Annotated in this window: 23 protein-coding genes; 15 read left to right on the top strand and 8 right to left on the bottom strand. The window is 56.7% G+C overall.

Features of this window, described 5'->3' with window-relative positions; all coding sequences use genetic code 11:
* The first annotated feature begins 26 nt into the window (after positions 1 to 26).
* Both CHU32_RS06575 and CHU32_RS06580 read left to right on the top strand, forming a co-directional pair.
* Positions 27 to 1,043, top strand: a complete 1,017-nt coding sequence (locus tag CHU32_RS06575; RefSeq protein ID WP_103675276.1) for a substrate-binding domain-containing protein — start codon at positions 27 to 29, stop codon at positions 1,041 to 1,043.
* 62 nt (positions 1,044 to 1,105) lie between these two features.
* A complete protein-coding gene (locus CHU32_RS06580) occupies positions 1,106 to 1,450 on the top strand; it encodes a nitrous oxide-stimulated promoter family protein (protein WP_103675277.1) in 345 nt (114 codons plus the stop codon).
* A gap of 114 nt (positions 1,451 to 1,564) precedes the next feature.
* On the opposite strand, the gene flhA is transcribed toward CHU32_RS06580, so the two are convergent.
* The 6 genes from flhA to hypA form a co-directional block, all read right to left on the bottom strand.
* The gene (gene flhA, locus CHU32_RS06585) at positions 1,565 to 3,640 is read right to left on the bottom strand and encodes a formate hydrogenlyase transcriptional activator FlhA (RefSeq protein ID WP_103750811.1); all 2,076 of its coding nucleotides are present in this window, start codon (positions 3,638 to 3,640) and stop codon (positions 1,565 to 1,567) included.
* A gap of 75 nt (positions 3,641 to 3,715) precedes the next feature.
* Positions 3,716 to 4,726, bottom strand: coding sequence for a hydrogenase expression/formation protein HypE (gene hypE, locus CHU32_RS06590; protein ID WP_103675279.1), 1,011 nt, complete (start codon positions 4,724 to 4,726; stop codon positions 3,716 to 3,718).
* A complete protein-coding gene (hypD, locus tag CHU32_RS06595) occupies positions 4,723 to 5,847 on the bottom strand; it encodes a hydrogenase formation protein HypD (protein WP_103675280.1) in 1,125 nt (374 codons plus the stop codon). The genes hypE and hypD overlap by 4 nt, the downstream gene beginning before the upstream one ends.
* Entirely contained in the window at positions 5,847 to 6,119 is a 273-nt protein-coding gene (locus CHU32_RS06600; RefSeq protein WP_103675281.1) for a HypC/HybG/HupF family hydrogenase formation chaperone, read from the bottom strand. Before CHU32_RS06600 ends, hypD begins: the two co-directional genes overlap by 1 nt.
* On the bottom strand, positions 6,110 to 6,982 hold the full coding sequence (gene hypB / locus CHU32_RS06605; protein ID WP_103675282.1) for a hydrogenase nickel incorporation protein HypB: 873 nt from the start codon (positions 6,980 to 6,982) through the stop codon (positions 6,110 to 6,112). The genes CHU32_RS06600 and hypB overlap by 10 nt, the downstream gene beginning before the upstream one ends.
* 3 nt (positions 6,983 to 6,985) lie before the next feature.
* On the bottom strand, positions 6,986 to 7,336 hold the full coding sequence (hypA, locus tag CHU32_RS06610; RefSeq protein ID WP_103675283.1) for a hydrogenase maturation nickel metallochaperone HypA: 351 nt from the start codon (positions 7,334 to 7,336) through the stop codon (positions 6,986 to 6,988).
* 211 nt (positions 7,337 to 7,547) lie between these two features.
* Here hypA and hycA point away from each other — a divergent pair, with 211 nt between their 5' ends.
* The 10 genes from hycA to hycI all read left to right on the top strand — a co-directional run bounded on the left by hycA (position 7,548) and on the right by hycI (position 16,181).
* Complete coding sequence (gene hycA / locus CHU32_RS06615) at positions 7,548 to 8,015, top strand: formate hydrogenlyase regulator HycA (protein WP_103675284.1); 468 nt, start codon at positions 7,548 to 7,550, stop codon at positions 8,013 to 8,015.
* 82 nt (positions 8,016 to 8,097) lie between these two features.
* Entirely contained in the window at positions 8,098 to 8,706 is a 609-nt protein-coding gene (locus CHU32_RS06620) for a 4Fe-4S dicluster domain-containing protein (RefSeq protein WP_103675285.1), read from the top strand.
* Positions 8,703 to 10,553: a formate hydrogenlyase subunit 3 gene (hycC, locus tag CHU32_RS06625; protein ID WP_103675286.1), complete on the top strand. Its 1,851-nt coding sequence runs from the start codon at positions 8,703 to 8,705 to the stop codon at positions 10,551 to 10,553. Before CHU32_RS06620 ends, hycC begins: the two co-directional genes overlap by 4 nt.
* A 2-nt stretch (positions 10,554 to 10,555) precedes the next feature.
* Positions 10,556 to 11,482, top strand: a complete 927-nt coding sequence (locus CHU32_RS06630; RefSeq protein ID WP_103675287.1) for a respiratory chain complex I subunit 1 family protein — start codon at positions 10,556 to 10,558, stop codon at positions 11,480 to 11,482.
* 12 nt (positions 11,483 to 11,494) lie between these two features.
* Positions 11,495 to 13,204 carry a formate hydrogenlyase subunit HycE gene (gene hycE, locus CHU32_RS06635; protein WP_103675288.1) on the top strand — a complete coding sequence of 570 codons (1,710 nt, stop codon included), beginning with the start codon at positions 11,495 to 11,497 and terminating at the stop codon, positions 13,202 to 13,204.
* A 9-nt stretch (positions 13,205 to 13,213) separates the two neighbouring features.
* Positions 13,214 to 13,756 (top strand): formate hydrogenlyase subunit HycF, encoded by a 543-nt coding sequence (hycF, locus tag CHU32_RS06640; protein ID WP_103675289.1) that lies wholly within the window; start codon positions 13,214 to 13,216, stop codon positions 13,754 to 13,756.
* Positions 13,756 to 14,523: an NADH-quinone oxidoreductase subunit B family protein gene (locus tag CHU32_RS06645; protein WP_103675290.1), complete on the top strand. Its 768-nt coding sequence runs from the start codon at positions 13,756 to 13,758 to the stop codon at positions 14,521 to 14,523. The genes hycF and CHU32_RS06645 overlap by 1 nt, the downstream gene beginning before the upstream one ends.
* Positions 14,520 to 14,930: a formate hydrogenlyase maturation HycH family protein gene (locus CHU32_RS06650; RefSeq protein ID WP_103675291.1), complete on the top strand. Its 411-nt coding sequence runs from the start codon at positions 14,520 to 14,522 to the stop codon at positions 14,928 to 14,930. The genes CHU32_RS06645 and CHU32_RS06650 overlap by 4 nt, the downstream gene beginning before the upstream one ends.
* 60 nt (positions 14,931 to 14,990) lie before the next feature.
* Positions 14,991 to 15,686, top strand: a complete 696-nt coding sequence (locus CHU32_RS06655) for a class I SAM-dependent methyltransferase (protein WP_103675331.1) — start codon at positions 14,991 to 14,993, stop codon at positions 15,684 to 15,686.
* A gap of 39 nt (positions 15,687 to 15,725) precedes the next feature.
* Positions 15,726 to 16,181 carry a hydrogenase maturation peptidase HycI gene (hycI, locus tag CHU32_RS06660; RefSeq protein WP_103675292.1) on the top strand — a complete coding sequence of 152 codons (456 nt, stop codon included), beginning with the start codon at positions 15,726 to 15,728 and terminating at the stop codon, positions 16,179 to 16,181.
* A gap of 150 nt (positions 16,182 to 16,331) precedes the next feature.
* Here the strand turns inward: hycI and CHU32_RS06665 are convergent, their stop codons facing one another.
* Positions 16,332 to 17,759, bottom strand: a complete 1,428-nt coding sequence (locus CHU32_RS06665; RefSeq protein ID WP_103675293.1) for a 6-phospho-beta-glucosidase — start codon at positions 17,757 to 17,759, stop codon at positions 16,332 to 16,334.
* Positions 17,756 to 19,216, bottom strand: a complete 1,461-nt coding sequence (gene ascF, locus CHU32_RS06670; protein ID WP_103675294.1) for a PTS cellobiose/arbutin/salicin transporter subunit IIBC — start codon at positions 19,214 to 19,216, stop codon at positions 17,756 to 17,758. The genes CHU32_RS06665 and ascF overlap by 4 nt, the downstream gene beginning before the upstream one ends.
* 242 nt (positions 19,217 to 19,458) lie before the next feature.
* Here ascF and CHU32_RS06675 point away from each other — a divergent pair, with 242 nt between their 5' ends.
* The 3 genes from CHU32_RS06675 to fdhF all read left to right on the top strand — a co-directional run bounded on the left by CHU32_RS06675 (position 19,459) and on the right by fdhF (position 23,351).
* Positions 19,459 to 20,472 carry a LacI family DNA-binding transcriptional regulator gene (locus CHU32_RS06675; protein WP_103675295.1) on the top strand — a complete coding sequence of 338 codons (1,014 nt, stop codon included), beginning with the start codon at positions 19,459 to 19,461 and terminating at the stop codon, positions 20,470 to 20,472.
* Positions 20,473 to 20,618: 146 nt separating this feature from the next.
* Positions 20,619 to 21,164 carry an electron transport protein HydN gene (hydN, locus tag CHU32_RS06680; RefSeq protein ID WP_103675296.1) on the top strand — a complete coding sequence of 182 codons (546 nt, stop codon included), beginning with the start codon at positions 20,619 to 20,621 and terminating at the stop codon, positions 21,162 to 21,164.
* Positions 21,165 to 21,200: 36 nt separating this feature from the next.
* Positions 21,201 to 23,351 carry a formate dehydrogenase subunit alpha gene (gene fdhF / locus CHU32_RS06685; protein WP_103675297.1) on the top strand — a complete coding sequence of 717 codons (2,151 nt, stop codon included), beginning with the start codon at positions 21,201 to 21,203 and terminating at the stop codon, positions 23,349 to 23,351.
* Positions 23,352 to 23,360 lie beyond the last annotated feature (9 nt).

Genomic DNA, 23,360 nt, shown 5'->3' on the forward strand with positions numbered 1-23,360 from the left:
TTTATCTCATTAACTGATTAGTGGCTGTGAAAAAATCTAAACGCGTGACCATCAGTGATATTGCCGCTCTGGCCGGGGTCTCTAAGGCCACTGCCAGTCTGGTGTTAAACGGACGCGGTAAAGAGCTGCGTGTGGCGCAGAACACGCGCGAGCGCGTGATGACGATTGCCCGTGAGCAACATTACCAGCCCAGTATTCATGCGCGCCTGTTACGCGAAAATCGTAGCCACACACTGGGACTGGTGGTTCCGGAGATGATCAACTATGGTTTTGCCGTTTTCTCGCATGAACTCGAAAATCTGTGCCGTGAAGCGGGGCTACAACTGCTTATCGCCTGTACTGACGAAAATGCCGGTCAGGAAACGGTAGTCGTCAACAATCTGGTGGCGCGGCAGGTAGACGGTTTAATTGTCGCTTCCAGCATGTTAAGTGATACCGACTACGTCAAGCTGAGCGAACAGCTCCCGTTAGTGCTTTTCGATCGCTATATGAATGATACCCGGCTGCCGCTGGTGGTCGCCGACGCGGTGACGCCGGTGGCCGACCTGGTTGAGCGGCAGGCGCGTGCGCATCCGAATGAAGTCTATTTTCTTGGAGGGCAGCCACGTCTTTCGCCGACTAAAGATCGTCTTGAAGGCTTTCGACAGGGGCTGGCGCGGGCTGGTGTCGCCTGTCGTCCGGAATGGATCATTCACGGTAATTATCATCCGAGCAGCGGCTATGAAATGTTTGCTGCACTCTGTGCGCGGCTCGGGCGTCCGCCTGAGGCGCTTTTTACCGCCGCCTGCGGCCTGCTGGAAGGGGTGCTGCGCTATATGTCGCAACATCAGATGCTGGAGAGCGATATCTGGCTTGCCAGCTTCGACGATCATTACTTATATGATTCGCTGTCGCTGAAAATAGATACCGTCGCACAGGATGTTCCCCGACTGGCACAGGATTGCTTTGATATTATCACCCGAATGATAGACGGCGAAGAACTCGCTGAACCTCAGCGTATCCTGCCTGCCTCTTTGCGGCTGCGACGCAAAAGTACCGATTAAGAGGGAGTGGTGCCGCTCCTGCAAAGGTGTATGATTAATGCATCTTTGGAGGGCGACACAACATGTCCGGCAACCGTATCGACCGTGAAAAACTGACTATCCGCAGGATGATTGCGCTTTATCAGCGCCGTTGTCCTGACGCGCTGTCTGATGAAGCCCATTATCAGGCGCTCAACGCTTACGCGGATAAGCGGCTGGATAAATGTGTTTTTGGCGAGGAGAAACCAGCCTGCAAGCAGTGCCCGGTGCATTGTTACCAGCCCACAAAGCGTGAAGAGATGAAGCAGATTATGCGTTGGGCAGGCCCGCGCATGCTATGGCGTCATCCGATCCTCACCGTGCGCCACCTCATTGACGACCGTCGTCCGGTGCCGGAACTGCCGGAAAAGTACCGGCCAAAAAAATAGCGTTCCCGGTCACAGCGGCGTCGTCATGCCGGATGGCGGCTTCGTCATATCCGGCCAGCCCCTCCACCCACTGGCCTGGTAAGCGCAGCGCCATCGGGCAGGCAGTGTGCGATATTACGCCAGCGCGTCTTTATCTATCCCCAGCCGCTTCATTCTGGAAAGCAGCGTTGTGCGTTTCAGGCCCAGTCGCTGCGCCGCACCTTTCGGGCCGGCCACCACGCCGTTGGGCTCTTTCAGGACACGCAGGCTCAACTGATACTCATCCTCGCCGTTGAGCGGCGTCTCGGCAATCGGCTCGGGTTGAGTTTGTGGCTCCACGCACAGTTCCGGCAGCGACAGTTGCAGCACGCTTCCCCGGGTCAGCAGCACTGCGCGTTCAATCACGTTTTCCAGTTCACGCACGTTGCCAGGCCATTCCATCTGGGTGAGCAAACGCAACGTCTCGGCGGGAATGCTGTCGATATTACGTCCCATCCGGCGGGCGATTTTAAAGGTCAGCGCCTTTACCAGCAGCGGAATATCTTCCGGCCGTTCGCGCAACGGCGGCAGGTTGATGGGAAACACGTTGAGGCGATAGTAAAGATCGTTTCGAAACTCACGATCGGCCACCATTTGCTTGAGATCGCGGTTAGTGGCGGCGATCAACCGGACGTCGGTGCGGATAAGTTTATTGCTGCCCAGACGCTCAAACTCCTGCTCCTGTAAAACACGCAGTAGCTTCGGCTGAAGTTCCAGCGGCATATCGCCCACTTCATCAAGAAACAGTGAGCTTTTGTCTGCCAGCTCGAAGCGGCCAATGCGCTGGGCGCTCGCTCCGGTAAATGCCCCGCGCTCGTGGCCAAACAGATCGCTTTCCAGCAGCCCGGCAGGCATGGCCGCGCAGTTCATTTTCACCATCCGCCGTGCATTACGCCCGCTGAGATTATGGATGGCGCGTGCAATCAACTCCTTACCGGTGCCGGTTTCGCCGAGGATCAGCACGGTACTGTCGCTCTGTGCCACCATCTCGACCTGACGCAACACGTTATGCATCGCTTCGCTGCGACCAATGATCTCGCCAAAATCGCTATCGACGTTATTGAGCTGTTCGGTTAATGCCAGGTTTTCATCCACCAGCCGCTCTTTAAGGCGGTGGATCTCCTGATAGGCCAGCGCATTATCCACCGCAATCGCGACCCGTTCAGCGATTTGCCGTAGCAGCTTCAGGTTAGTGGTGGTAAACGCTTTTTCATCGCACTGCGCCAGTTTCAGCACGCCCAGCATAGTATCGCCTGACATTAGCGGCAGCAGGCACAGCGTCTGGATCTGGTTGTTCCACATTTCAAATAGCAGGCGCTCGTATGGCGCAAGCGAGTCGCGTTCGTGCAGGTTGAGCAGCAGCATTTCTTTACTTTTGAACACCCGCTCTGAGAGCGTGCCGGCTTCATCCACTTCACTTTGATCGTGAACCGGTTCGTTGGCGTCAAGGTAATGGGTAGAGTGAATATTCAGCTTACCCTTACGGTTACTACGCAGAACGACGCTAATCGCATCAATGCGGAAATAGTAGTGGATCTCTTTAGCCACTTCGCTGACCAGCTCGTCCATATCCAGGCGAGATAATACGGCGTTGGTAATGGCCACCAGGATGCGGTAGTTATCCCGCTCCCGGCACAGTAAATCGTAATCCACATTATTGGTGACCCGATTCTGGATCTGTTCCGCGACGACGCCGACAATTTGCGTCAGCGCGTGTAACCGCGAGTATTCTTTTTCCGTCCACGCGCGATCGTCGTTACGGATAAACTCGCAGCCACCAAAAATTCGACCCTCTGCCGCCAGCGGCAGAAGGCAATAATGCCCAAAAGGCTGATATAGCGTACCGGCAAGCTGCGGCCAGGTTTCGCTGAATTCCGGATAGCCGCAATGCAGCGCCTCCGGTCGGGAAAGTAAGCGCCGTATCGGCCCGTGAGCCAGTACGGTTTCGTCTTCATATTCCTCGGTTTTACCTGACGTCCGTGTCGTATAGTATCTGGCGCGATGATTACCGTCGCGCCACAGTATCAGCGCCGCGCGATCGGCCAGCGCTGACTGGCGAGCAAGCTGCGCGAGTGTTTCACTCAACGCAGCAAGATCGGGCTGCTGTAAAAGAGTCCGGGTGATATCAAACAGTCCCTGCTGTCCGAGATCGCCCATCGGCGTATACGACATTGCTTTTGTCCACAAAGCGCCGCTTAAACGGCGCAAAAGATATAATAAAAATAATGATGAGATTCTGAACCGCGATTAACAAATCCGCGGCAATGGTTCGGCATGAGGCAAATCCAGCGTGCGTTTGATGCCATACAGGCCAGTCAGGCGGACACCTTTTCGTTCAACAACGTCTCCAATAATAGCAGCCTCGTGTCCCAGCGGGTGTGACCGAAGTTGCGCAAGCGCCTGTTCGGCGGCATCACGACGGACGGCAATCACCAGTTTACCTTCGTTGGCGAAGTTAAGCGGTTCCAGACCCAGCAGCTCACAAACGCCACGCACCGCATCGTTAACCGGCAGATGTTGCTCATGAAGTTCAATGCCGCAGCCGCTGGTGTGCGCAAACTCGTGGGCAACGGCGTTAACGCCGCCGCGCGTGGCGTCACGCAATGCTTTCACGCCAGGTATATTGCGCAGCGTCTGGATAAGCGGTGTCAGTACCGCGCAGTCGCTGCTCAGCGCGCCGTCCAGCCCCAGTTGCTCGCGCAGGTTGAGAATGGTCGCCCCGTGATCGCCCAATGTGCCGCTGACCAGCAGAACGTCACCCGGCGTCAGGGATTGCGCACCCCATTGAACATCTGCCGGGATAGCACCAAGGCCCGCCGTATTAATAAACAGTTTGTCCGCCGCGCCGCGCGGCACCACTTTGGTATCGCCGGTAACAATGGCGATACCCGCTGCGTTGGCCGTCTGTGCCATGCTGGTGACGACCGCTTCCAGCGTGGCCATTTCCAGCCCTTCTTCAAGAATAAACCCGCAGGAGAGAAAGCGGGGAACTGCGCCGCTCACCGCGACGTCGTTTGCCGTACCGCAAACCGCGAGCTTGCCAATATTGCCGCCGGGGAAAAAAAGCGGGTCAATAACATAGCTGTCGGTAGAGAAGGCCAGCCGGTCACCGTGAGCGGTAAACTGAGCCAGACTGAGACGTGCCTGGTCTTCCTGTTCGTTCAGCCACGGATTCGTAAACGCCTGCATAAACAGGTCGTTGATTAACTGCTGCATGGCCTGGCCACCGCTGCCGTGGGCAATCTGGATCGTTTTCATATTTCTTCACATTCCTGGCTTCGGTATTGATACCAGGCGGCACAGGCTCCTTCAGAAGAAACCATCAGCGCGCCAAAAGCACTTTGGGGGTTACAGGTATTGCCAAACAGCGGGCAGTGGTGCGGTTTACAGCGGCCTGTCAGCACGTCACCGCAGCGTGCGCGCGGATCATCGCTAGTTTTTTGTGCTGCCGGGCGAAAGTGGGCCTCGGCATCAAAACGTTGATACGGCGCAGTCAACTGAACGCCGGAATCGGCAATCAGCCCCAGTCCGCGCCACTCGCTTTCGCCTTTGACCGTAAACACCTCTGCAATCGCCTGCTGCGCAAGCGGATTTCCCGCATCGGGCACCACCCGCCGGTACTGATTTTCTACCTGGCTACAGGCCGCTATTTTCTGCTCAACCAGCATATTAACGCCTTGCAGTAGATCAAGCGGTTCGAAACCAGCCACCACCAGCGGGCGCTGATAGGTTTCGGTGATAAAACCATAAGCCCCGGTGCCAATCACCATGCTGACATGGCCGGGAGCCAGAAACGCGTCGATGCCGTTATCGGGCTGTTCAAGCAGGCTGCGCAGAGTGGGGATTAGCGTAATATGCTGGCAGAAAAAGAAAAAGTTATCGACACTACGTGCCAGCGCTTGCTGGAGCGTAATGGCTGTGGCAGGCATGGTGGTTTCAAAACCTAAGCCGAAAAACACCACCTTGCGCGTCGGATTTTCCTGCGCCAGTCGCAGCGCGTCCATCGGCGAATAAACAATACGTACGTCTGCGCCGCGTGCTTTAGCCTGCATCAGCGAGCCGTTTTTACCCGGCACGCGCAGGGCGTCACCGAAGGTGCAAAAGATCACCTCCGGGTGGCTGGCGATTTCAATACAGCTATCGATGCGGCCCATCGGCAGGACACACACCGGGCAGCCGGGGCCGTGGATAAACTCAATATTGTCAGGAAGCAACTGGTCGAGGCCAAACTTAAAAATTGCGTGCGTATGGCCACCGCAGACTTCCATAATGCGCAGCGGACGCGCGGCGGTGTAATCCAGGTGCGCCGCCCGGACGCGCAGATGGGCAATAAGCTGCATTACCTGTTCTGGCGCGCGGTATTCATCAACGAAACGCATTATCTCTCCTCGCCGTACAGCAGCGCGCCGACGTCCGGTTCGACCTCAAACATGTTTTGCAGCGCCTCAAGCGTGTCACGTGCTTCCGCTTCGTCGATCACGCTCATTGCAAATCCAACGTGCACCAGTACCCACTGACCCACGCGGGACTGACCGTCTTCATCGCAATGGCCCACCAGGGTCAGATCCACCTCGCGCTGGACGCCGCAGACGTCAACTTTTGCCAGGTTGCCGTCAATGCTGCGAATGTGTCCCGGAACGCCTATGCACATCGCTGCGTCTCCAGCCAGTTAAGCCAGGTCTCCATGCCTTCACCGCTGGTGGCAGAGAGCAATATGATTTCAATGGCAGGATTGACTTCGCGCGCGGCAGCCATGCATTTTTCGACGTCAAAATTCAGGTACGGCAGCAGATCCACCTTGTTGAGCAGCATGACCGAGGCAGCGGCAAACATATGCGGATATTTTAGCGGCTTGTCTTCACCTTCGGTGACTGACAGCACGGCCACTTTACAGCGCTCGCCAAGGTCAAAGCTGGCCGGGCACACCAGATTACCGACGTTTTCAATAAACAGAATGCCGCCTTTTTCCAGCGGCAGGCGCGGGGCGGCGTCGGCAATCATCTGCGCGTCGAGATGGCAGCCTTTGCCGGTATTGACCTGAATGGCGGGGGTGCCGGTGGCGCGGATACGGGCCGCATCGTTAACCGTTTGCTGATCGCCTTCGATTACCGCACAGGAGACGCGATCTTTGAGGCGCAGCAGGGTTTCGCTCAGTAACGTCGTTTTGCCGGAACCGGGGCTGGAGACCAGATTCAGTACCAGTTGCTGAAGCCCGGCAAAGCGGGCGCGATTGCGCGCGGCGAGCTGGTTGTTTTTATCCAGCACATTAATTTCTACCTCCAGCATCCGCCGCTGGCTCATGCCCGGCGCATGGGTTCCGGCTTCGCCGTGACCGTAGTGTAGATCGCCTGCGGTCGATTCCTGCGGCTGGAACGCAGGCACTTTCAGGCCAGTGATGGTTAAGCCGGGACGTGACGCAGGCGCGAAAGGCGCGCTGCGAAACGCGGAATGCGGGTTATGTTCATCACCCTCTATATAAAGGTTGCCTTCCGCACAACCGCATGTCGTACACATAATTTACTCCTGATCGATTTCAAGGCGCTGGATCTGTAATCCATCGTCGGCCACGATGCGCAGCGTATCGCTCCCACACTGTGGACAGCGGCGAACATGCTGTGACACCAGATGCACATACTGTTGACAGTGCTCACACCAGCATTCCGCCTGTTGTTCTTCAACGTGCAGTTTACAGCCTTCTGCCAGGGTGCCGCGGCAGACCAGATCAAAACAAAAGGTCAACGCGGCAGGTTCTACGCAGGAAAATGCGCCTACTTTAAGCCACACGCCGGTGACGCGTTTTGCGCCGCATGCGACGGCCTGCTGTTCAATAATTTCCAGCGCCCGCTGGCAGAGGGTGATTTCGTGCATAGCGCCTCCGGTAAAAGATGTCCCCCTGATGCAATAACAGTGCCAGTTAGTGCCCCTCCTGCGGGACAGTCTGTCGGTGACGATGTCGAGATGACGAAATGACATGTCAATGAATCGCCGCTTTCTATATAAATATTCTATAAATCATTGAGTTAAAAACTGGCATGGAAAGTGCTTATCAAGCTGGTCTCTTTTAACCGGGTAACCTGACATGACTATTTGGGAAATTAGCGAGAAGGCCGAGTACATCGCTGATCGACACCGCCGCCAGCAGGATCAGTGGCGCAACTATTGTAATTCTTTGGTTCAGGGGCTGACGCTGTCTAAAGCCCGCCTGCATCATGCGATGAGCTGCGCGCCGGAAAAAGATCTCTGCTTCGTGCTGTTTGAGCACTTTACGATTTACGTCACCTTAGCCGCAGGCTTCAACAGCCACACCATCGAATACTACGTTGAGACAAAAGATGGTGATGATAAACAGTTGATTGCAAAGGCAGAACTGACCAGTGATGGTAAGGTCGATGGCCGCATTGATAGCCGCGATCGTGAACAGGTGCTTGAACACTATCTGGATAAAATCGCTACCGTCTATGACAGCCTGTATGTCGCGGTAGAAAACGATCTTCCTGTTGATTTAAGCCAACTGGTGAACAAACAGGGACAGGCCACGCTGGCCTGAAGTTACGCATGCCGACGGGTGTCGAGATTGACACCCGTCGGCATGATTTCGTCAAAAATGACTATCACCTGAGGAATGCCTGGTGAATCGTTTTGTAATTGCTGACTCTACCGTCTGCATCGGCTGCCGCACCTGTGAGGCCGCCTGCGCGGAAACGCACCGCCAGCACGGCCTGCAAGCCATGCCGCGCCTGCGTGTAATGCGTAATGAAAAAGAATCTGCTCCGCAGATGTGCCATCACTGTGAAGATGCGCCGTGCGCCGCCGTGTGTCCGGCTAATGCCATCACGCGCATTGACGGCGCAGTGCAGCTCAATGAGAGCCTGTGCGTAAGCTGCAAACTGTGCGGCATCGCCTGCCCGTTTGGCGCTATCGAGTTTTCCGGCAGCCGCCCGCTGCATATTCCGGCTAATGCCAACACGCCGAAAGCACCGCCAGCGCCTCCTGCGCCCGCACGCGTCAGTACGCTGCTGGACTGGGTGCCAGGCATACGCGCCATCGCGGTGAAATGCGATCTGTGTAGTTTCGACGAGCAGGGACCGGCCTGCGTGCGGACCTGCCCGACAAAAGCGCTGGTGCTGGTAAACAACCGCGACATCACATTTGCCAGCAAACGTAAGCGTGCGCTGACGATGAATACCGATTTCGGCGATTTGTCGCTGTTTCAGGCTCAGAATGGGGAGGCGAAATGAGCGCAGCGTCTTTAGTTAGCCAGGCGGTGGTCTGGTATGTGGCAAGCGCAGTGCTGGCGTTTGTGTTTTGTCGCTGGAAAGCGCTGAGCGGCGCGATTACCGGCATTGGCGGCGCAGTGGCGAGCGCGATGGTGACGGTAGCCGGGTTTATCACTTTATTCGCCTGGTTACATGCCGATGGTCAGGGCATACTAACTGAAGCGGCCGTTATTCCTGTCATTCATTTGCCGATCCGTCCGACCGGCATTTGTGCCGTATGGCTGGTGGCTATAGGGTTGCCCGCGTTGTTTGTCAGTCTGTTTACTATCGACTGGCATCGTCATGCGCAGGCAAAAGCCAATGGCCTGCTGACGAACCTGCTGATGGCCGCCGCCGTATGTGCGGTGACGGCGTATAATTTCGCCACGCTCATCGCCATGGCGGAGATTATGGCGCTCTGCGCGGCGTTCCTGACCGGCTGCGCGCAGTCCGGTAAGCTCTGGTTTGTGCTGGGCCGACTCGGTACCCTTCTGCTGGCGATAGCCTGCTGGCTGTTGTGGCAACGCTACGGCACGCTAAATCTGGCCCAGATTCACATGCGCGTGGCGCTACAGCCGTTAGGCAGTGATATCTGGCTGCTGGGCGTCGCGGGTTTTGGCCTGCTGGCAGGCATTATTCCGCTGCATGGCTGGGTACCGCAGGCGCATGCGAACGCCAGCGCGCCTGCTGCGACGTTGTTTTCAACCGTAGTGATGAAGATTGGCCTGTTCGGCATCCTGGCCCTGACAACGCTTGAGAACAATGTTCCGCTGTGGTGGGGCGCTGCGCTTCTGGTGCTGGGCATGCTTACCGCCTTCGTCGGCGGATTGTACGCGCTGATGGAGCATAATATTCAGCGCCTGCTGGCGTATCACACCCTGGAGAATATCGGCATCATTTTGCTGGGGCTTGGCGTCGGCGTGACAGGTATTACCCTGCGCTCTCCACTGCTGATGCTATTAGGTTTTACCGGCGGTTTGTATCACCTGATTAACCACAGCCTGTTCAAAGCGACCCTGTTCCTTGGCGCGGGCGCGGTATGGTTCCGCACCGGTCATCGCGATATCGAAAAACTCGGCGGCATCGGCAAAAAAATGCCGCTGATTTCGCTGTCGATGCTGGTGGGCCTGATGGCGATGGCGGCGTTGCCGCCGCTGAACGGCTTTGCGGGCGAGTGGGTTATCTATCAATCTTTCTTCACGCTAAGCGGTAGTGACATCTTTGCGGGCCGCCTGCTTGGGCCGCTACTGGCAGTTGGCCTGGCGATTACCGGCGCGCTGGCGGTGATGTGTATGGCGAAAGTCTATGGCGTCACCTTCCTTGGCGCACCGCGCACGAAGGAAGCGGAAAATGCGACCTCCGCGCCGTGGCTGATGAACATCAGCGTGGTGCTGGCAGCGCTGTGCTGTATCGCGGGTGGGGTGGCGGCACCCTGGCTGCTGCCGCTGATATCTCACCTTTTCCGGGGAGATATTTCTGCCGCTGGCTCTGTGGTTTCGCAGCCGATGATCACCCTGTTGCTGATCGCCTGCCCGCTGCTGCCGTTTATCATCATGCTGATTTTCAAACGCGACCGCCTGCCTGCCCGTTCACGTGGCCCGGCCTGGGTCTGTGGCTACGATCACGAGCAGTCAATGGTCATTACCGCCCACGGTTTCGCGATGCCGGTCAAAGAAGCGTTTGCCCCGGTGCTTAAGCTGCGCAAGTGGCTCAATCCGGTGCGCTTTATTCCCGGCTGGCAGTGCGACGGCACCGCTGTCCTGTTCCGCCGTATTGCGCTGGTTGAGCTGGCCGTACTGGTGGTAGTTGTGGTTACGCGAGGAGCCTGAAAATGACCTATGTTCTTGCTTTACTTCAGGCGCTGGTGCTGTTCGCCTTTGCGCCGCTGCTTTCCGGCATCACCCGCGTGGCGCGCGCCCGGATGCATAACCGTCGCGGGCCAAGCGTGCTTCAGGAGTACCGCGACATCATCAAACTGCTGGGCCGTCAGAGCGTGGCCCCTGCCGCGTCCGGCTGGGTGTTTCGCGCCACGCCGTTTGTGATGGCAGGCGTGATGCTCACCATCGCCGCCGCGCTGCCGGTGGTGACGGTCGCTTCACCGCTGCCGCAACTTGGTGATCTGATCACCCTTATCTATCTGTTTGCGGTAGCGCGGTTCTTCTTCGCCATTTCCGGCCTTGATACCGGCAGCCCGTTTACCGCGATTGGCGCAAGCCGTGAAGCGATCCTCGGCGTGCTGGTAGAGCCTGTCCTGCTGCTCGGCCTGTGGGTCGCCGCGCAGGTCGCAGGGTCTACGCATATCAGTAGCATTACCGACACTATCTACCACTGGCCTGCCGCGCGCAGTATCCCGCTGGTTCTGGCACTGTGCGCCTGCGCCTTCGCCACCTTTATCGAAATGGGCAAACTGCCGTTCGACCTGGCGGAAGCGGAACAGGAATTACAGGAAGGACCACTTTCTGAGTACAGCGGCAGCGGCTTCGGCGTGATCAAGTGGGCCATCAGCCTGAAACAGCTGGTCGTGCTGCAAATGTTTGTCGGCGTGTTTATCCCGTGGGGCCAGATGGTTGAGTTTAGCGTGAGCGGCCTGCTGCTGGCTGTGGTCGTGGCTATTGTGAAGGTCATCGCTGGGGTACTGATTATTGCGCTGTTTGAAAACAGCATGGCGCGTCTGCGTCTGGATATCACCGGGCGCATTACTTGGGCCGGGTTTGGTTTTGCCTTTTTAGCTTTCGTCTCCCTGCTGGCGGCGTTTTAAGAGAGTTTGAGCATGTCTGAAGAAAAAATCGGTCAACATTATCTCGCCGCGCTGCACGATGCCTTTCCGGGTGTGGTGCTGGATGAAGGCTGGCAGACCAAAGACCAAATCACTATCACCGTAAAGGTGAATTATCTGCCGGAAGTGGTCGAGTTCCTGTACTACAAGCAGGGCGGCTGGCTGTCGGTGCTGTTCGGTAACGACGAACGTCCGCTGTGCGGCAACTACGCGGTCTACTACGTGATGTCGATGGAGCAGGGGACGAAGTGCTGGATCACCGTGCGCGTGGAAGTGGACGCCAATAAACTGGAGTTCCCTTCCGTCACGCCGCGCGTGCCTGCCGCCGTGTGGGGCGAGCGCGAAGTGCGCGATATGTACGGCCTGATCCCGGTGGGCCTGCCGGACGAGCGTCGCCTGGTGCTGCCGGACGACTGGCCGGACGATCTCTATCCGCTGCGTAAAGACAGCATGGACTATCGCCAGCGTCCCGCGCCGACCACCGACGCCGAAACCTATCAGTTCATTAACGAACTGGGTGATAAGAAAAACAACGTGGTGCCGATTGGCCCGCTGCATGTTACCTCCGATGAACCGGGCCACTTCCGCCTGTTTGTTGACGGCGAGAACATTATCGACGCCGACTATCGCCTGTTCTATGTCCATCGCGGCATGGAAAAGCTGGCGGAAACCCGCATGGGTTACAACGAAGTGACGTTCCTGTCGGATCGTGTGTGCGGTATCTGCGGCTTTGCCCACAGCACCGCCTATACCACCTCCGTTGAGAATGCGATGGGTATCGTCGTGCCGGAACGTGCGCAGATGATCCGCGCCATTCTGCTGGAAGTAGAGCGCCTGCACTCGCACCTGTTGAACCTCGGTCTGGCCTGTCACTTCACCGGCTTCGACTCCGGCTTTATGCAGTTCTTCCGCGTACGTGAAGCATCGATGAAAATGGCGGAAATTTTGACCGGGGCGCGTAAAACTTACGGCCTGAACCTGATCGGCGGGATTCGTCGCGATCTGCTCAAAGACGACATGATCCAGACCCGCCAGCTGGCGCAGCAGATGCGTCGCGACGTCAAGGAGCTGGTGGATGTGCTGCTCAGCACGCCGAACATGGAGCAGCGTACCGTTGGCGTAGGCCGCCTTGACCCGGAAATCGCCCGTGATTTCAGCAACGTCGGCCCGATGGTGCGCGCCAGCGGCCACGCCCGCGACACCCGTGCCGATCACCCGTTTGTCGGCTACGGCCTGCTGCCAATGGACGTTCACAGCGAGCAGGGTTGCGACGTCATTTCGCGCCTCAAAGTGCGTATTAACGAAGTGTTCACCTCCCTGAACATGATCGACTACGGCCTCGATAACCTGCCAGGCGGGGCGCTGATGGTGGAAGGTTTCACCTATATCCCTAACCGCTTCGCGCTCGGTTTTGCCGAAGCGCCGCGCGGCGACGATATTCACTGGAGCATGACCGGCGACAACCAGAAGCTGTACCGCTGGCGCTGTCGTGCGGCGACCTATGCCAACTGGCCGACCCTGCGTTATATGCTGCGCGGCAACACCGTTTCCGACGCGCCGCTGATTATCGGCAGTCTTGACCCTTGCTACTCCTGTACCGACCGCATGACCGTGGTCGATGTGCGCAAGAAGAAAAGCAAAGTGGTGCCGTACAAAGAACTTGAGCGTTACAGCATCGAGCGTAAAAACTCGCCGCTGAAATAAGGAATCGCCATGTTTACCTTTATCAAAAAAGTTATCAAAACCGGCGCGGCGACGCATTCGTATCCGCTGGAGCCGATCGCCGTTGACCCGAATTTTCGCGGCAAACCGGAGCATAATCCGCAGCAGTGCATCGGCTGTGCGGCGTGTATTAACGCCTGCCCGTCCAATGCGCTGACGGTGGAAACCGATCTCGCCACCGGCGAACTGGCATGGCAGTTCAACCTCGGGCGCTGCATTTTCTGCGCCCGCTGCGAAGAAGTCTGCCCGACGGCGGCAATCAAGCTCTCTCAGGAGTATGAACTGGCGGTGTGGAAGAAAGAGGATTTCCTCCAGCAGTCCCGTTTCGCACTGTGCAACTGCCGCGTCTGCCATCGCCCTTTTGCGGTACAAAAAGAGATCGACTACGCCATTGCGCTGCTGAAGCATAACGGCGACAGCCGCGCGGAACATCACCGTGAAAGTTTTGAAACCTGCCCGGAATGCAAGCGCCAGAAATGCCTGGTGCCGTCCGATCGTATTGAACTGACGCGTCATATGAAAGAGGCCAGCTAATGAGCAATTTATTAGGTCCGCGCGACGCCAACGGCATTCCGGTGCCGATGACGGTGGATGAGTCCATCGCCAGCATGAAAACCTCGCTGCTGAAGAACATTAAACGCTCAGCCTATGTTTACCGTGTAGACTGCGGCGGCTGCAACGGCTGTGAAATCGAGATTTTCGCCTCTATTTCACCGCTGTTTGACGCCGAACGCTTCGGGATTAAAGTGGTTCCCTCACCGCGTCATGCAGACATTCTGCTGTTTACCGGAGCAGTTACGCGTGCCATGCGTTCTCCCGCGCTGCGCGCCTGGCAGTCCGCGCCGGACCCGAAAATTTGTATTTCCTATGGGGCCTGCGGTAACAGCGGCGGCATTTTCCACGACCTGTACTGCGTCTGGGGCGGCACCGACAAAATCGTGCCGGTAGATGTGTACATCCCCGGCTGCCCGCCGACGCCTGCCGCTACGCTGTACGGCTTTGCGATGGCCCTCGGCCTGCTGGAGCAGAAAATCCACGCCCGCGCACCGGGTGAGCTGGATGAGCAGCCCGCAGAGATCCTGCATCCGGATATGGTGCAGCCGCTGCGGGTGAAAGTGGATCGCGAGGCACGTCGGCTGGCGGGTTATCGCTATGGCCGCCAGATCGCCGATGATTATCTGCGTCTGGTGAGTCAGGGCGATCAGCAGGTTACACGCTGGCTGGAAGCAGAAAAAGATCCGCGTCTTACCGAGATCGTCACCCATCTGAATCAGGTCGTAGAAGAGGCGCGTATCCGATGAGTGAAACGGTGGTGTTCAGTCAGCTGAGCCGTAAGTTTATTGATGAGAACGATGCCACGCCCGCCGAGGCGCAGCAGGTAGTTTATTACAGCCTGGCGATTGGCCACCACCTCGGGGTCATCGACTGTCTGGAAGCGGCGCTTACCTGCCCGTGGGAAGATTATCTGATGTGGATTGGCACGCTGGAAGCCGGGAGCGACGCCCGGCGCAAAATGGAAGGCGTGCCGAAATATGGCGAAATCGTTATTGATTTCAACCATGTACAAATGCTGGCGCATGCCTTTGATAAGGCGCTCGCCGTGCAAACTCCACAGCAGCAAGCGTGGAGTAAGCTGATGCTCAGCATGCTCCACGATATTCATCAGGAGAGCGCCATCTATTTGATGGTGAGACGCCATCGCGACTGACGCCACCCCCGTCTTCAGCTACTCTGATGATTCGGTTTATCTGAAGGCGGGAGTATGACGATGAGCGTCAACGATTACGATGCCATGGCGGCAGACTACAGTGCCGATAATGAAAACAACGCCTGGAACGCGCTCTACGAACGGCCTGCTATTCTGGCGATGGCAGGTGACGTGGCGGGAAAGCGCGTCCTTGACGCCGGTTGCGGTGCTGGCGCGCACAGCGAGGCACTGCTGGCTGGCGGCGCGGAAGTTGAAGGTTGTGATTTAAGCGCGGGGATGTTGCGCCAGGCCAGACGACGGCTGGGAGATTGCGTTGCGCTAAAGCAGGCGGATCTGACGCAGCCTTTGCCGTACGCGGACAAGCAATTTGACATGATCCTCTCTTCGCTCGCTCTGCATTATCTCGAAGACTGGTCGCAGCCGTTGGGGGAGTTTCATCGCATTTTAAAGGACGACGGGCGGCTGGTGTTTTCGACCCACCATCCGTTTATGGATCATGCGCAGAGCGGCGGCGTGGATTATTTCGCGACCTATACCTTCGAAGAAGCGTGGCAGCGCGGCGACCAGACCGTGACCATGCGCTTCTGGCACCGTCCGCTGGTGGCGATGTTACGTGCCATTGCACAGGCCGGTTTTCACATTGAGCAGATAGACGAACCCATGCCGCTGGCGCAAGCGCGGGAGAAATTCCCTGACGCCTGGCGGAAACTAACAACCGCGCCACGCTTTCTCTTTTTCGCATTGCGGAAAGCGTAACGGCGTTATTAATGAAATATATGTAGCGTGGAGAGAAGGGTGACTGAGGTTTTATTGTGTGTCGGCAACAGTATGATGGGCGACGACGGCGCGGGTCCGCTGCTGGCAGAAATGTGTGCCGCTAACCCGCAGGGCGACTGGATTGTCATCGACGGCGGCAGCGCGCCGGAAAATGACGTTTTCGCCATCCGCGAACTGCGCCCGGAACGTCTGCTGATTGTCGATGCCACCGATATGGGGCTGAACCCGGGCGAAATTCGCATTATCGACCCGGACGACATCGCCGAGATGTTTATGATGACCACCCACAATATGCCGCTGAACTACCTGGTCGATCAGCTTAAAGACGACGTTGGCGAAGTGATTTTCCTCGGTATTCAGCCGGATATTGTCGGCTTTTATTACCCTATGACCCAGCCGATTAAAGATGCGGTGGAGACTGTTTACGCCCGGCTGGCTGGCTGGCAGGGTGAGGGCGGATTTGCGCGGCTTTGAGTGGCGGTTTTGCCCGGTGGCGCTGCGCTTACCGGGCCTACAGGGCTGCCAGTTGTAGGCCGGAAAAGCGAAGCGCCATCCGGCATCATAACGTCGCTGTCGCCGCTGTGGATTTCCTGCCCGGCCGCATTGCGCTGCCGGGCCATTCCATCAATCTAAATCTGCCCCGTTACTGGCAATCACTTTCTTATACCACCAGAACGATTTTTTACGCTTGCGATCCAGCGTGCCGTTACCGGCGTCGTCGCGGTCAACATACACAAAGCCGTAGCGTTTGCTCATCTCGCCGGTTGACGCCGCGACCAGGTCGATACAGCCCCAGGTGGTGTAGCCGAGCACCGGAATGCCGTCTTCAATCGCTTCGCCCATCGCGCGGATGTGTTCGCGCAGATAGCTAATGCGGTAATCGTCTTCAATCTCACCCTGAGCATTGATTTCATCATGCGCGCCGAGACCGTTTTCGACTAAAAATAGCGGCTTCTGGTAGCGGTCGTACATCATATTCATGGTGATGCGCAGACCAAGCGGATCGATGCCCCAGCCCCATTCGCTGACCTGAATATGCGGATTACGCAGCGACTTCACGATATTTGCCGCATTCGTATTCTGCGCGTTCATCTCCGCTGACGCGCAGCGCGAGGCGTAATAGCTGAACGACACGAAATCCACGGTGTTTTTCAGGATCTCGTCGTCGCCGACCTCTTTAACAATCGCGATGCCTTTTTCCCGGAATACCCGCGCCGCATAGGCGGGATAAGCTCCGCGCGCCTGTACGTCGATAAAGAACAGGTTTTCCCGGTCTTTTTCCAGTGCCATCCATACATCTTCCGGCTTGCAGGAGTAAGGATAAAAATTCCCGCCCGCCAGCATGCAGCCCACCTGATTGTGCGGATTGATTTTATGGGCGATTTTGGTCGCCAGCGCGCTTGCCACCAGTTCATGATGGGCGGCCTGATATTTGACCTGCTCGGGATTATCACCCTCTTCAAACACCAGCCCGGCACCGGAGAAGGGGCTGTGCAGCATAATGTTGATTTCATTAAAGGTCAGCCAGTACTTCACCAGTCCGTCAAAGGCTTCAAAACAGGTCCGCGCATAACGTGTAAAAAAATCGACCATTTTGCGGTTGCGCCATGAACCATATTCCGTCACCAGATGCATCGGCACGTCAAAATGGCACAGCGTTACCAGCGGCTCGATATTGTACTTTTTACACTCTTCAAACACCGCCCGATAAAACGCGATGCCTTCTTCGTTCGGCATCGGCTCGTCGCCATTGGGGTAGAGGCGGCTCCAGGCAATTGAGGTGCGAAAAACGGTAAAGCCCATCTCCGCCATCAGCGCGATGTCTTCTTTATAGCGGTGATAAAAATCAATCGCCTGGTGGCTCGGATAATATTCATCCTCGCGCAGGGTAAAGCGCTTTTCCTGGCCGAGCTTTACGGGCAGGCGGTTTTTACCGTGTGGGATCATATCGACGGTGGTCAGCCCCTTGCCGCCCTCCAGATACGCACCTTCAGCCTGGTTGGCGGCCATTGCGCCGCCCCATAAAAAATTATGTGGGAAGGGAGATGTCATGCATTACCTCGCTCAATGTCCATGTTGTGAATGTGATTTTTTTCAGATGCCGTTTTTTGCCGGGCTTCTTCCTCTACCGGAATATCCTCAAAGCCCAGCATCAGGGTAAGAATAAAAGAGAGTACCACCGCCAGCGCCATCACGCCGAATACCCAGAAGATGGTCATCGGATTTGTCGGGTCGAAAAATTGTACGCTGGTAAATAGCCCCGGCGCGGCCATCGAATGGCTTGCCAGCCCGGCAATGCCCGCGACAGCACCACAGATAAAGCCGCTGATCAGGCTGGCAATCAGCGGGCGTTTCAGGCGGATCGCCACGCCGTACAGCGCCGGTTCGGAAATACCTGCCATGATCGCCGAGGCCGCTGCCGCCAGCGCGGTCTGCCGCAGTTCCGGGTTTTTGGTTTTCCATGCCACTGCCAGCGAGGAACCACCCAGTGACAGGTTGGCCCCGATTTCAGACGGCATGACCATGCCTTCTTTGCCAGTTTCGGCAATGGTCTGAATAATGGTTGGGGTGAACACGCGGTGCATCCCGGTCATCACCAGTAATGGCCACAGCGCGCCCATAATCGCCACCGACAGCCAGCCGAGATAATCATGAACCGTGTACACCAGCGCGGAAATGGCGCTGCCGATCCAGATGCCGATCGGGCCAATCAACAAAATAGCCAGCGGCGCGGCGATCAGCACGATCAGCATCGGTTTAAGGAAGTTTTTTGTCACCGCCGGGGTGATGCGATCTACCCAGCGTTCGATATACGACAGGCACCAGGTCATCACCAGCGCCGGGATCACCGTATAGGTATATTTCACCGCCGTCACCGGGATCAGCGCAAACTCAACATGTTCGCCCTGTGCGGCTTTCGCCATCAAATCAATAAAGCTCGGGTGGACCAGCACGCCCGCAATGGCGATAGCCAACGACATATTGGTTTTGAATTTGACCGCCGCGGAGGCGGCCACCATCAGCGGCAGGAAAAAAAACGCGCCGTCGCCGATGACCGTCAGGATGGTCAACGTCGGCGATCCTTTTGCCAACAGGCCGGTCATCTCAAGGATCATCGCCAGCAGTTTTACCATCGAACCGCCGATGATCGCCGGGATCAGCGGCGACATAGTGCCGATCAGTGCGTCAAGAATGCCTGCGCCAACACGTCGCAGGGTTAGTGGCGGTTTGCCGACCGGCGCTGGCGGCTGCATATCCTGCGGCAGCAGGCTGACTACCTCGCGGTAAGCCTGTGAAACGGTATTGCCAATAATCACCTGACACTGATTGTCGTTACGCACCACGCCAAGGACGCCGCTGAGGCCTTTTAGCGTCGGGCTGTCAATCAGCGCCTCGTCTTTGACCACGAAACGCAGGCGCGTCATGCAGTGGGTAACCGCCGCGATGTTATCAACTCCGCCCAGCGCGGAAACCACCGAGCGGGCCAGTGCCGTATAGTTCTTAGCCATTGGATCTCTGTCCTGTTTTTATTAATCGACGTGATGTCGTGTTACGTTGATGAAATTTTGTATAGGAAACCGGTTCCACATCAGGGTGATGAGTTTATATTTTTCAGGCAAGATCTAATTTTTTTCTGTTGCTAAATTGTGATTCAGATCGCTTTATGCCGCGTGGCGTTTGCAGACCAGCGCTGTAAATTAACGGAGGGTGAAGTACACTGCTGCACATCTTACGAAGAGGGACGGGCGAAATGGCAACGATGCTGGACGTGGCGAAACGGGCAGGGGTATCAAAGGCAACGGTGTCGCGCGTGCTGACGGGCAATGGCTATGTCAGCCAGGAAACCAAAGACCGCGTTTTTCAGGCCATTGAAGAGAGCGGCTACCGGCCTAATCTGCTGGCGCGCAGTCTGGCGACCAAATCCACGCAAACCATCGGCCTGGTGGTGACCAATACGCTTTATCACGGGGTTTATTTCAGCGAGCTGCTGTTTCACGCCGCGCGAATGACTGAAGATAAAGGACGCCGGTTGATCCTCGCCGATGGTAAACACAGCGCTGAAGAGGAGCGTGAGGCGATTCAGTATCTGCTCGATTTACGCTGTGACGCGATTATTATCTACCCGCGATTTCTCAGCGTGGATGAGATGGACGAGATTATCCAGAGTCACAGCCAGCCGATTATGGTGATTAATCGTCGTCTGCGTCGCCATAGCAGCCACTGCGTCTGGTCGGATCAAAAAGCGTCAAGTTTTCATGCCGTCTCAGAGCTTATCGCGCGGGGGCACCGCGATATCGCGTTTATCACCGGGTCGCTGGATTCGCCCACCGGTATTGAACGTCTCGCGGGCTATAAAGCAGCATTAAGCGAAAATAATATCGCCGTGCGTGACGCGCTGATTGTAGAAGGGAAATGGACTCCGGTGACCGGTGCGGCTGGCGTAGAGACGCTGCTGGCTCGCAAGGCAGGGTTTACCGCGCTGGTGGCCAGCAATGATGATATGGCGACCGGGGCCATCAAACAGCTCCACCAACGGGGCATACGCGTGCCGGAGCAGGTGTCGGTGCTGGGTTTTGATGATACGGCGCTGGCACCGTACCTTATTCCTTCCCTTTCCAGCGTAAAAATCCCGGTTACGGAAATGATCAAAGAAACCATCAGCCGCCTGATTTTTATGCTTGATGGCGGCGAATTTACCTGTCAGCAACACTTTCCCGGCGAGCTGATCGTGCGTGATTCGCTCACCCGAGGACCGCATGCCTGAGCCTCGTCAACTGTCATCGTCACTTCTGTCGATGACAGTGGCGCATGGCGGTTCATCAAAAAAAATAGTCATTAAAATCAATGCATTAATAATTGGCGCGAATTATGCATACTCCAGCGCGTTATCAGCCATTACTGGAGAGTTTGATGAACCGTTTCATCATTGCGGACGCGAGCAAATGCATTGGTTGTCGCACCTGCGAAGTGGCCTGCGTGGTATCCCACCAGCAGGATCAGGACTGCGCGGCCCTGACGCCGCAAAATTTCCTGCCGCGTATTCACGTTATCAAAGGCGTCAATGTTTCAACGGCCACTCTGTGTCGCCAGTGCGAGGACGCGCCCTGCGCCAACGTCTGCCCGAACGGCGCGATCAGCCGCGATAAAGGCTTTGTGCATGTGATGCAGGAGCGCTGCATCGGCTGCAAAACCTGCGTGGTTGCCTGTCCTTACGGTGCGATGGAAGTGGTTATGCGCCCGGTTGTGCGTAACAGCGGCAGCGCGCTAAACGTGCGGGCGCAAAAAGCCGAAGCTAATAAATGCGACCTTTGTCACCACCGTGAAGAAGGTCCGGCCTGTATGGCGGCCTGTCCGACGCACGCGCTGGTTTGCGTTGACCGTAACAAGCTTGAGCAGTTAAGCGCGGAAAAACGTCGTCGTACGGCGCTGGATACCGCGACCTCCCTGATATTTTAAATCCCATTCGTTTCACTTTTAACAGGTCTGTTACTGATGAAAAAAATTACGAGCGTATGTCCTTATTGCGGTGCTGGCTGCAAACTGAAGCTGGTTGTCGAGAATAATCGTATTATCCGCGCGGAAGCGGCGGACGGAAAAACTAACCAACATGAACTCTGTCTGAAGGGCTATTACGGTTGGGATTTTCTCAATGACACTAAACTTCTGACGCCACGCCTGACGCAGCCGATGATCCGCTATCAAAAGGGCGGTAAATTTACGCCGGTAAGCTGGGATGAAGCCATTCGCTACACCGCGAAACGGCTGAGCGAGATTAAAGAAAAACACGGCCCGCGCGCCATCATGACCACCGGGTCATCGCGCGGAACCGGGAATGAAACTAACTATGTAATGCAAAAATTCGCCCGTGGCGTGCTGCACACCAACAATGTCGACTGCTGCGCTCGCGTATGCCACGGCCCCTCCGTCGCCGGGCTACAGGAAACGCTCGGCAATGGCGCTATGAGCAACTCCATCGGCGATATCGAAAACTCGCGTTGCCTGCTGGTCTTTGGCTATAACTGCGCCGATTCGCACCCAATCGTGGCGCGTCGGGTGATCAAAGCGAAGCAGAACGGGGCGAAAATCATCGTCTGCGATCCGCGCCGGATTGAAACCGCGCGTATTGCCGACCAGCATCTGCAAATCAACAACGGCTGCAATATGGCGCTGGTTAACGCCTTCGCGTATGTGCTGCTGGAAGAAGATCTCTACGATAAAGAATACGTAGCCCGTTATACCACCGGGCTTGATGACTATCGCGAAATGGTCAAAGACTATGCACCGGAAGCGGTAGAGCACCTGACCGGCGTCTCTGCGCAGCAGGTTCGCCAGGCGATGCGTACCTACGCCGCTGCGCCATCTGCCACCATTATGTGGGGGATGGGCGTGACTCAGTTTGGCCAGGCGGTGGATGTGGTCAAAGGGCTGGCCAGTCTGGCGCTGATGACCGGCAATCTGGGACGTGAAAACGTCGGTGTCGGTCCGGTACGCGGGCAGAATAACGTGCAGGGTGCGTGCGATATGGGCGTGCTGCCGAATCAGTTCCCCGGCTATCAGGACGTGGTCGATCCGGCTGTGCGGGCAAAATTCGCTGACGCCTGGGGCATCGACGTTAATCTGATGGACGATAAGGTCGGCGTGCGCATTACCGAAGTGCCGCACCTGGCGCTGGAAGGCAAGGTCAAAGCCTACTACATCATGGGTGAAGATCCGCTCCAGACTGAAGCCGATTTGGGACTGGTACGTAAAGGTTTTGAAGCCCTCGATTTTGTGGTGGTGCAGGATATCTTTATGACCAAAACTGCCGAGCAGGCCGACGTGCTGCTGCCTGCGACCTCATGGGGCGAACACGGCGGCGTCTTTACCTGCGCCGATCGCGGCTTCCAGCGTTTCGAAAAAGCCATTGAGCCGAAGTACAACGTCAAGCGCGACTGGGAAATCATCAGCCTGTTGGCCAGCGAAATGGGCTACCCGATGCATTACGATAACAACCAGCAAATCTGGGACGAAATGCGCGAGCTATGCCCGCTGTTCTACGGCGTGACATATGAAAAAATGGGCGATATGGGGCACGTGCAATGGCCGTGTCCGACGCTGGATCATCCGGGTACGCCGTACCTGTACGAGGGCAATAAATTCTCCACGCCGGATGGCAAAGGCCATTTGTTTGCCGCCCCGTGGCGCGCGCCTGCCGAACGTCCTGACGAAGATTATCCGCTGGTATTGTGCACCGTGCGCGAGGTGGGGCATTACTCCTGTCGCTCAATGACCGGGAACTGCGCGGCGCTGCAAACCCTGGCGGACGAGCCGGGCTTTGTGCAAATCAACCCGCTGAATGCGGAGCAGCTCGGCGTACGGGACGGACAACTGGTGTGGGTCGAATCCCGTCGTGGTAAAGTCATCACCCGTGCCAGCGTTAGTGAGCGTATCAATCAGGGCAGCGTGTATATGACCTACCAGTGGTGGATTGGTGCCTGCAATGAGCTGACGCAGGATAATCTTGATCCCATCTCGAAAACGCCGGAAACCAAATACTGCGCGGTGAAAGTGACGGCGATTGCCGATCAGCGCCAGGCGGAAGAGTACGTGCAGACCACCTACAGCAACATGAAGGGGCGGCTGTGCGAAGCCATAGCGGAGTAATTAAAGCGT

Source organism: Superficieibacter electus (genome assembly GCF_002915575.1).
Classification (GTDB): Bacteria; Pseudomonadota; Gammaproteobacteria; order Enterobacterales; family Enterobacteriaceae; genus Superficieibacter; species Superficieibacter electus.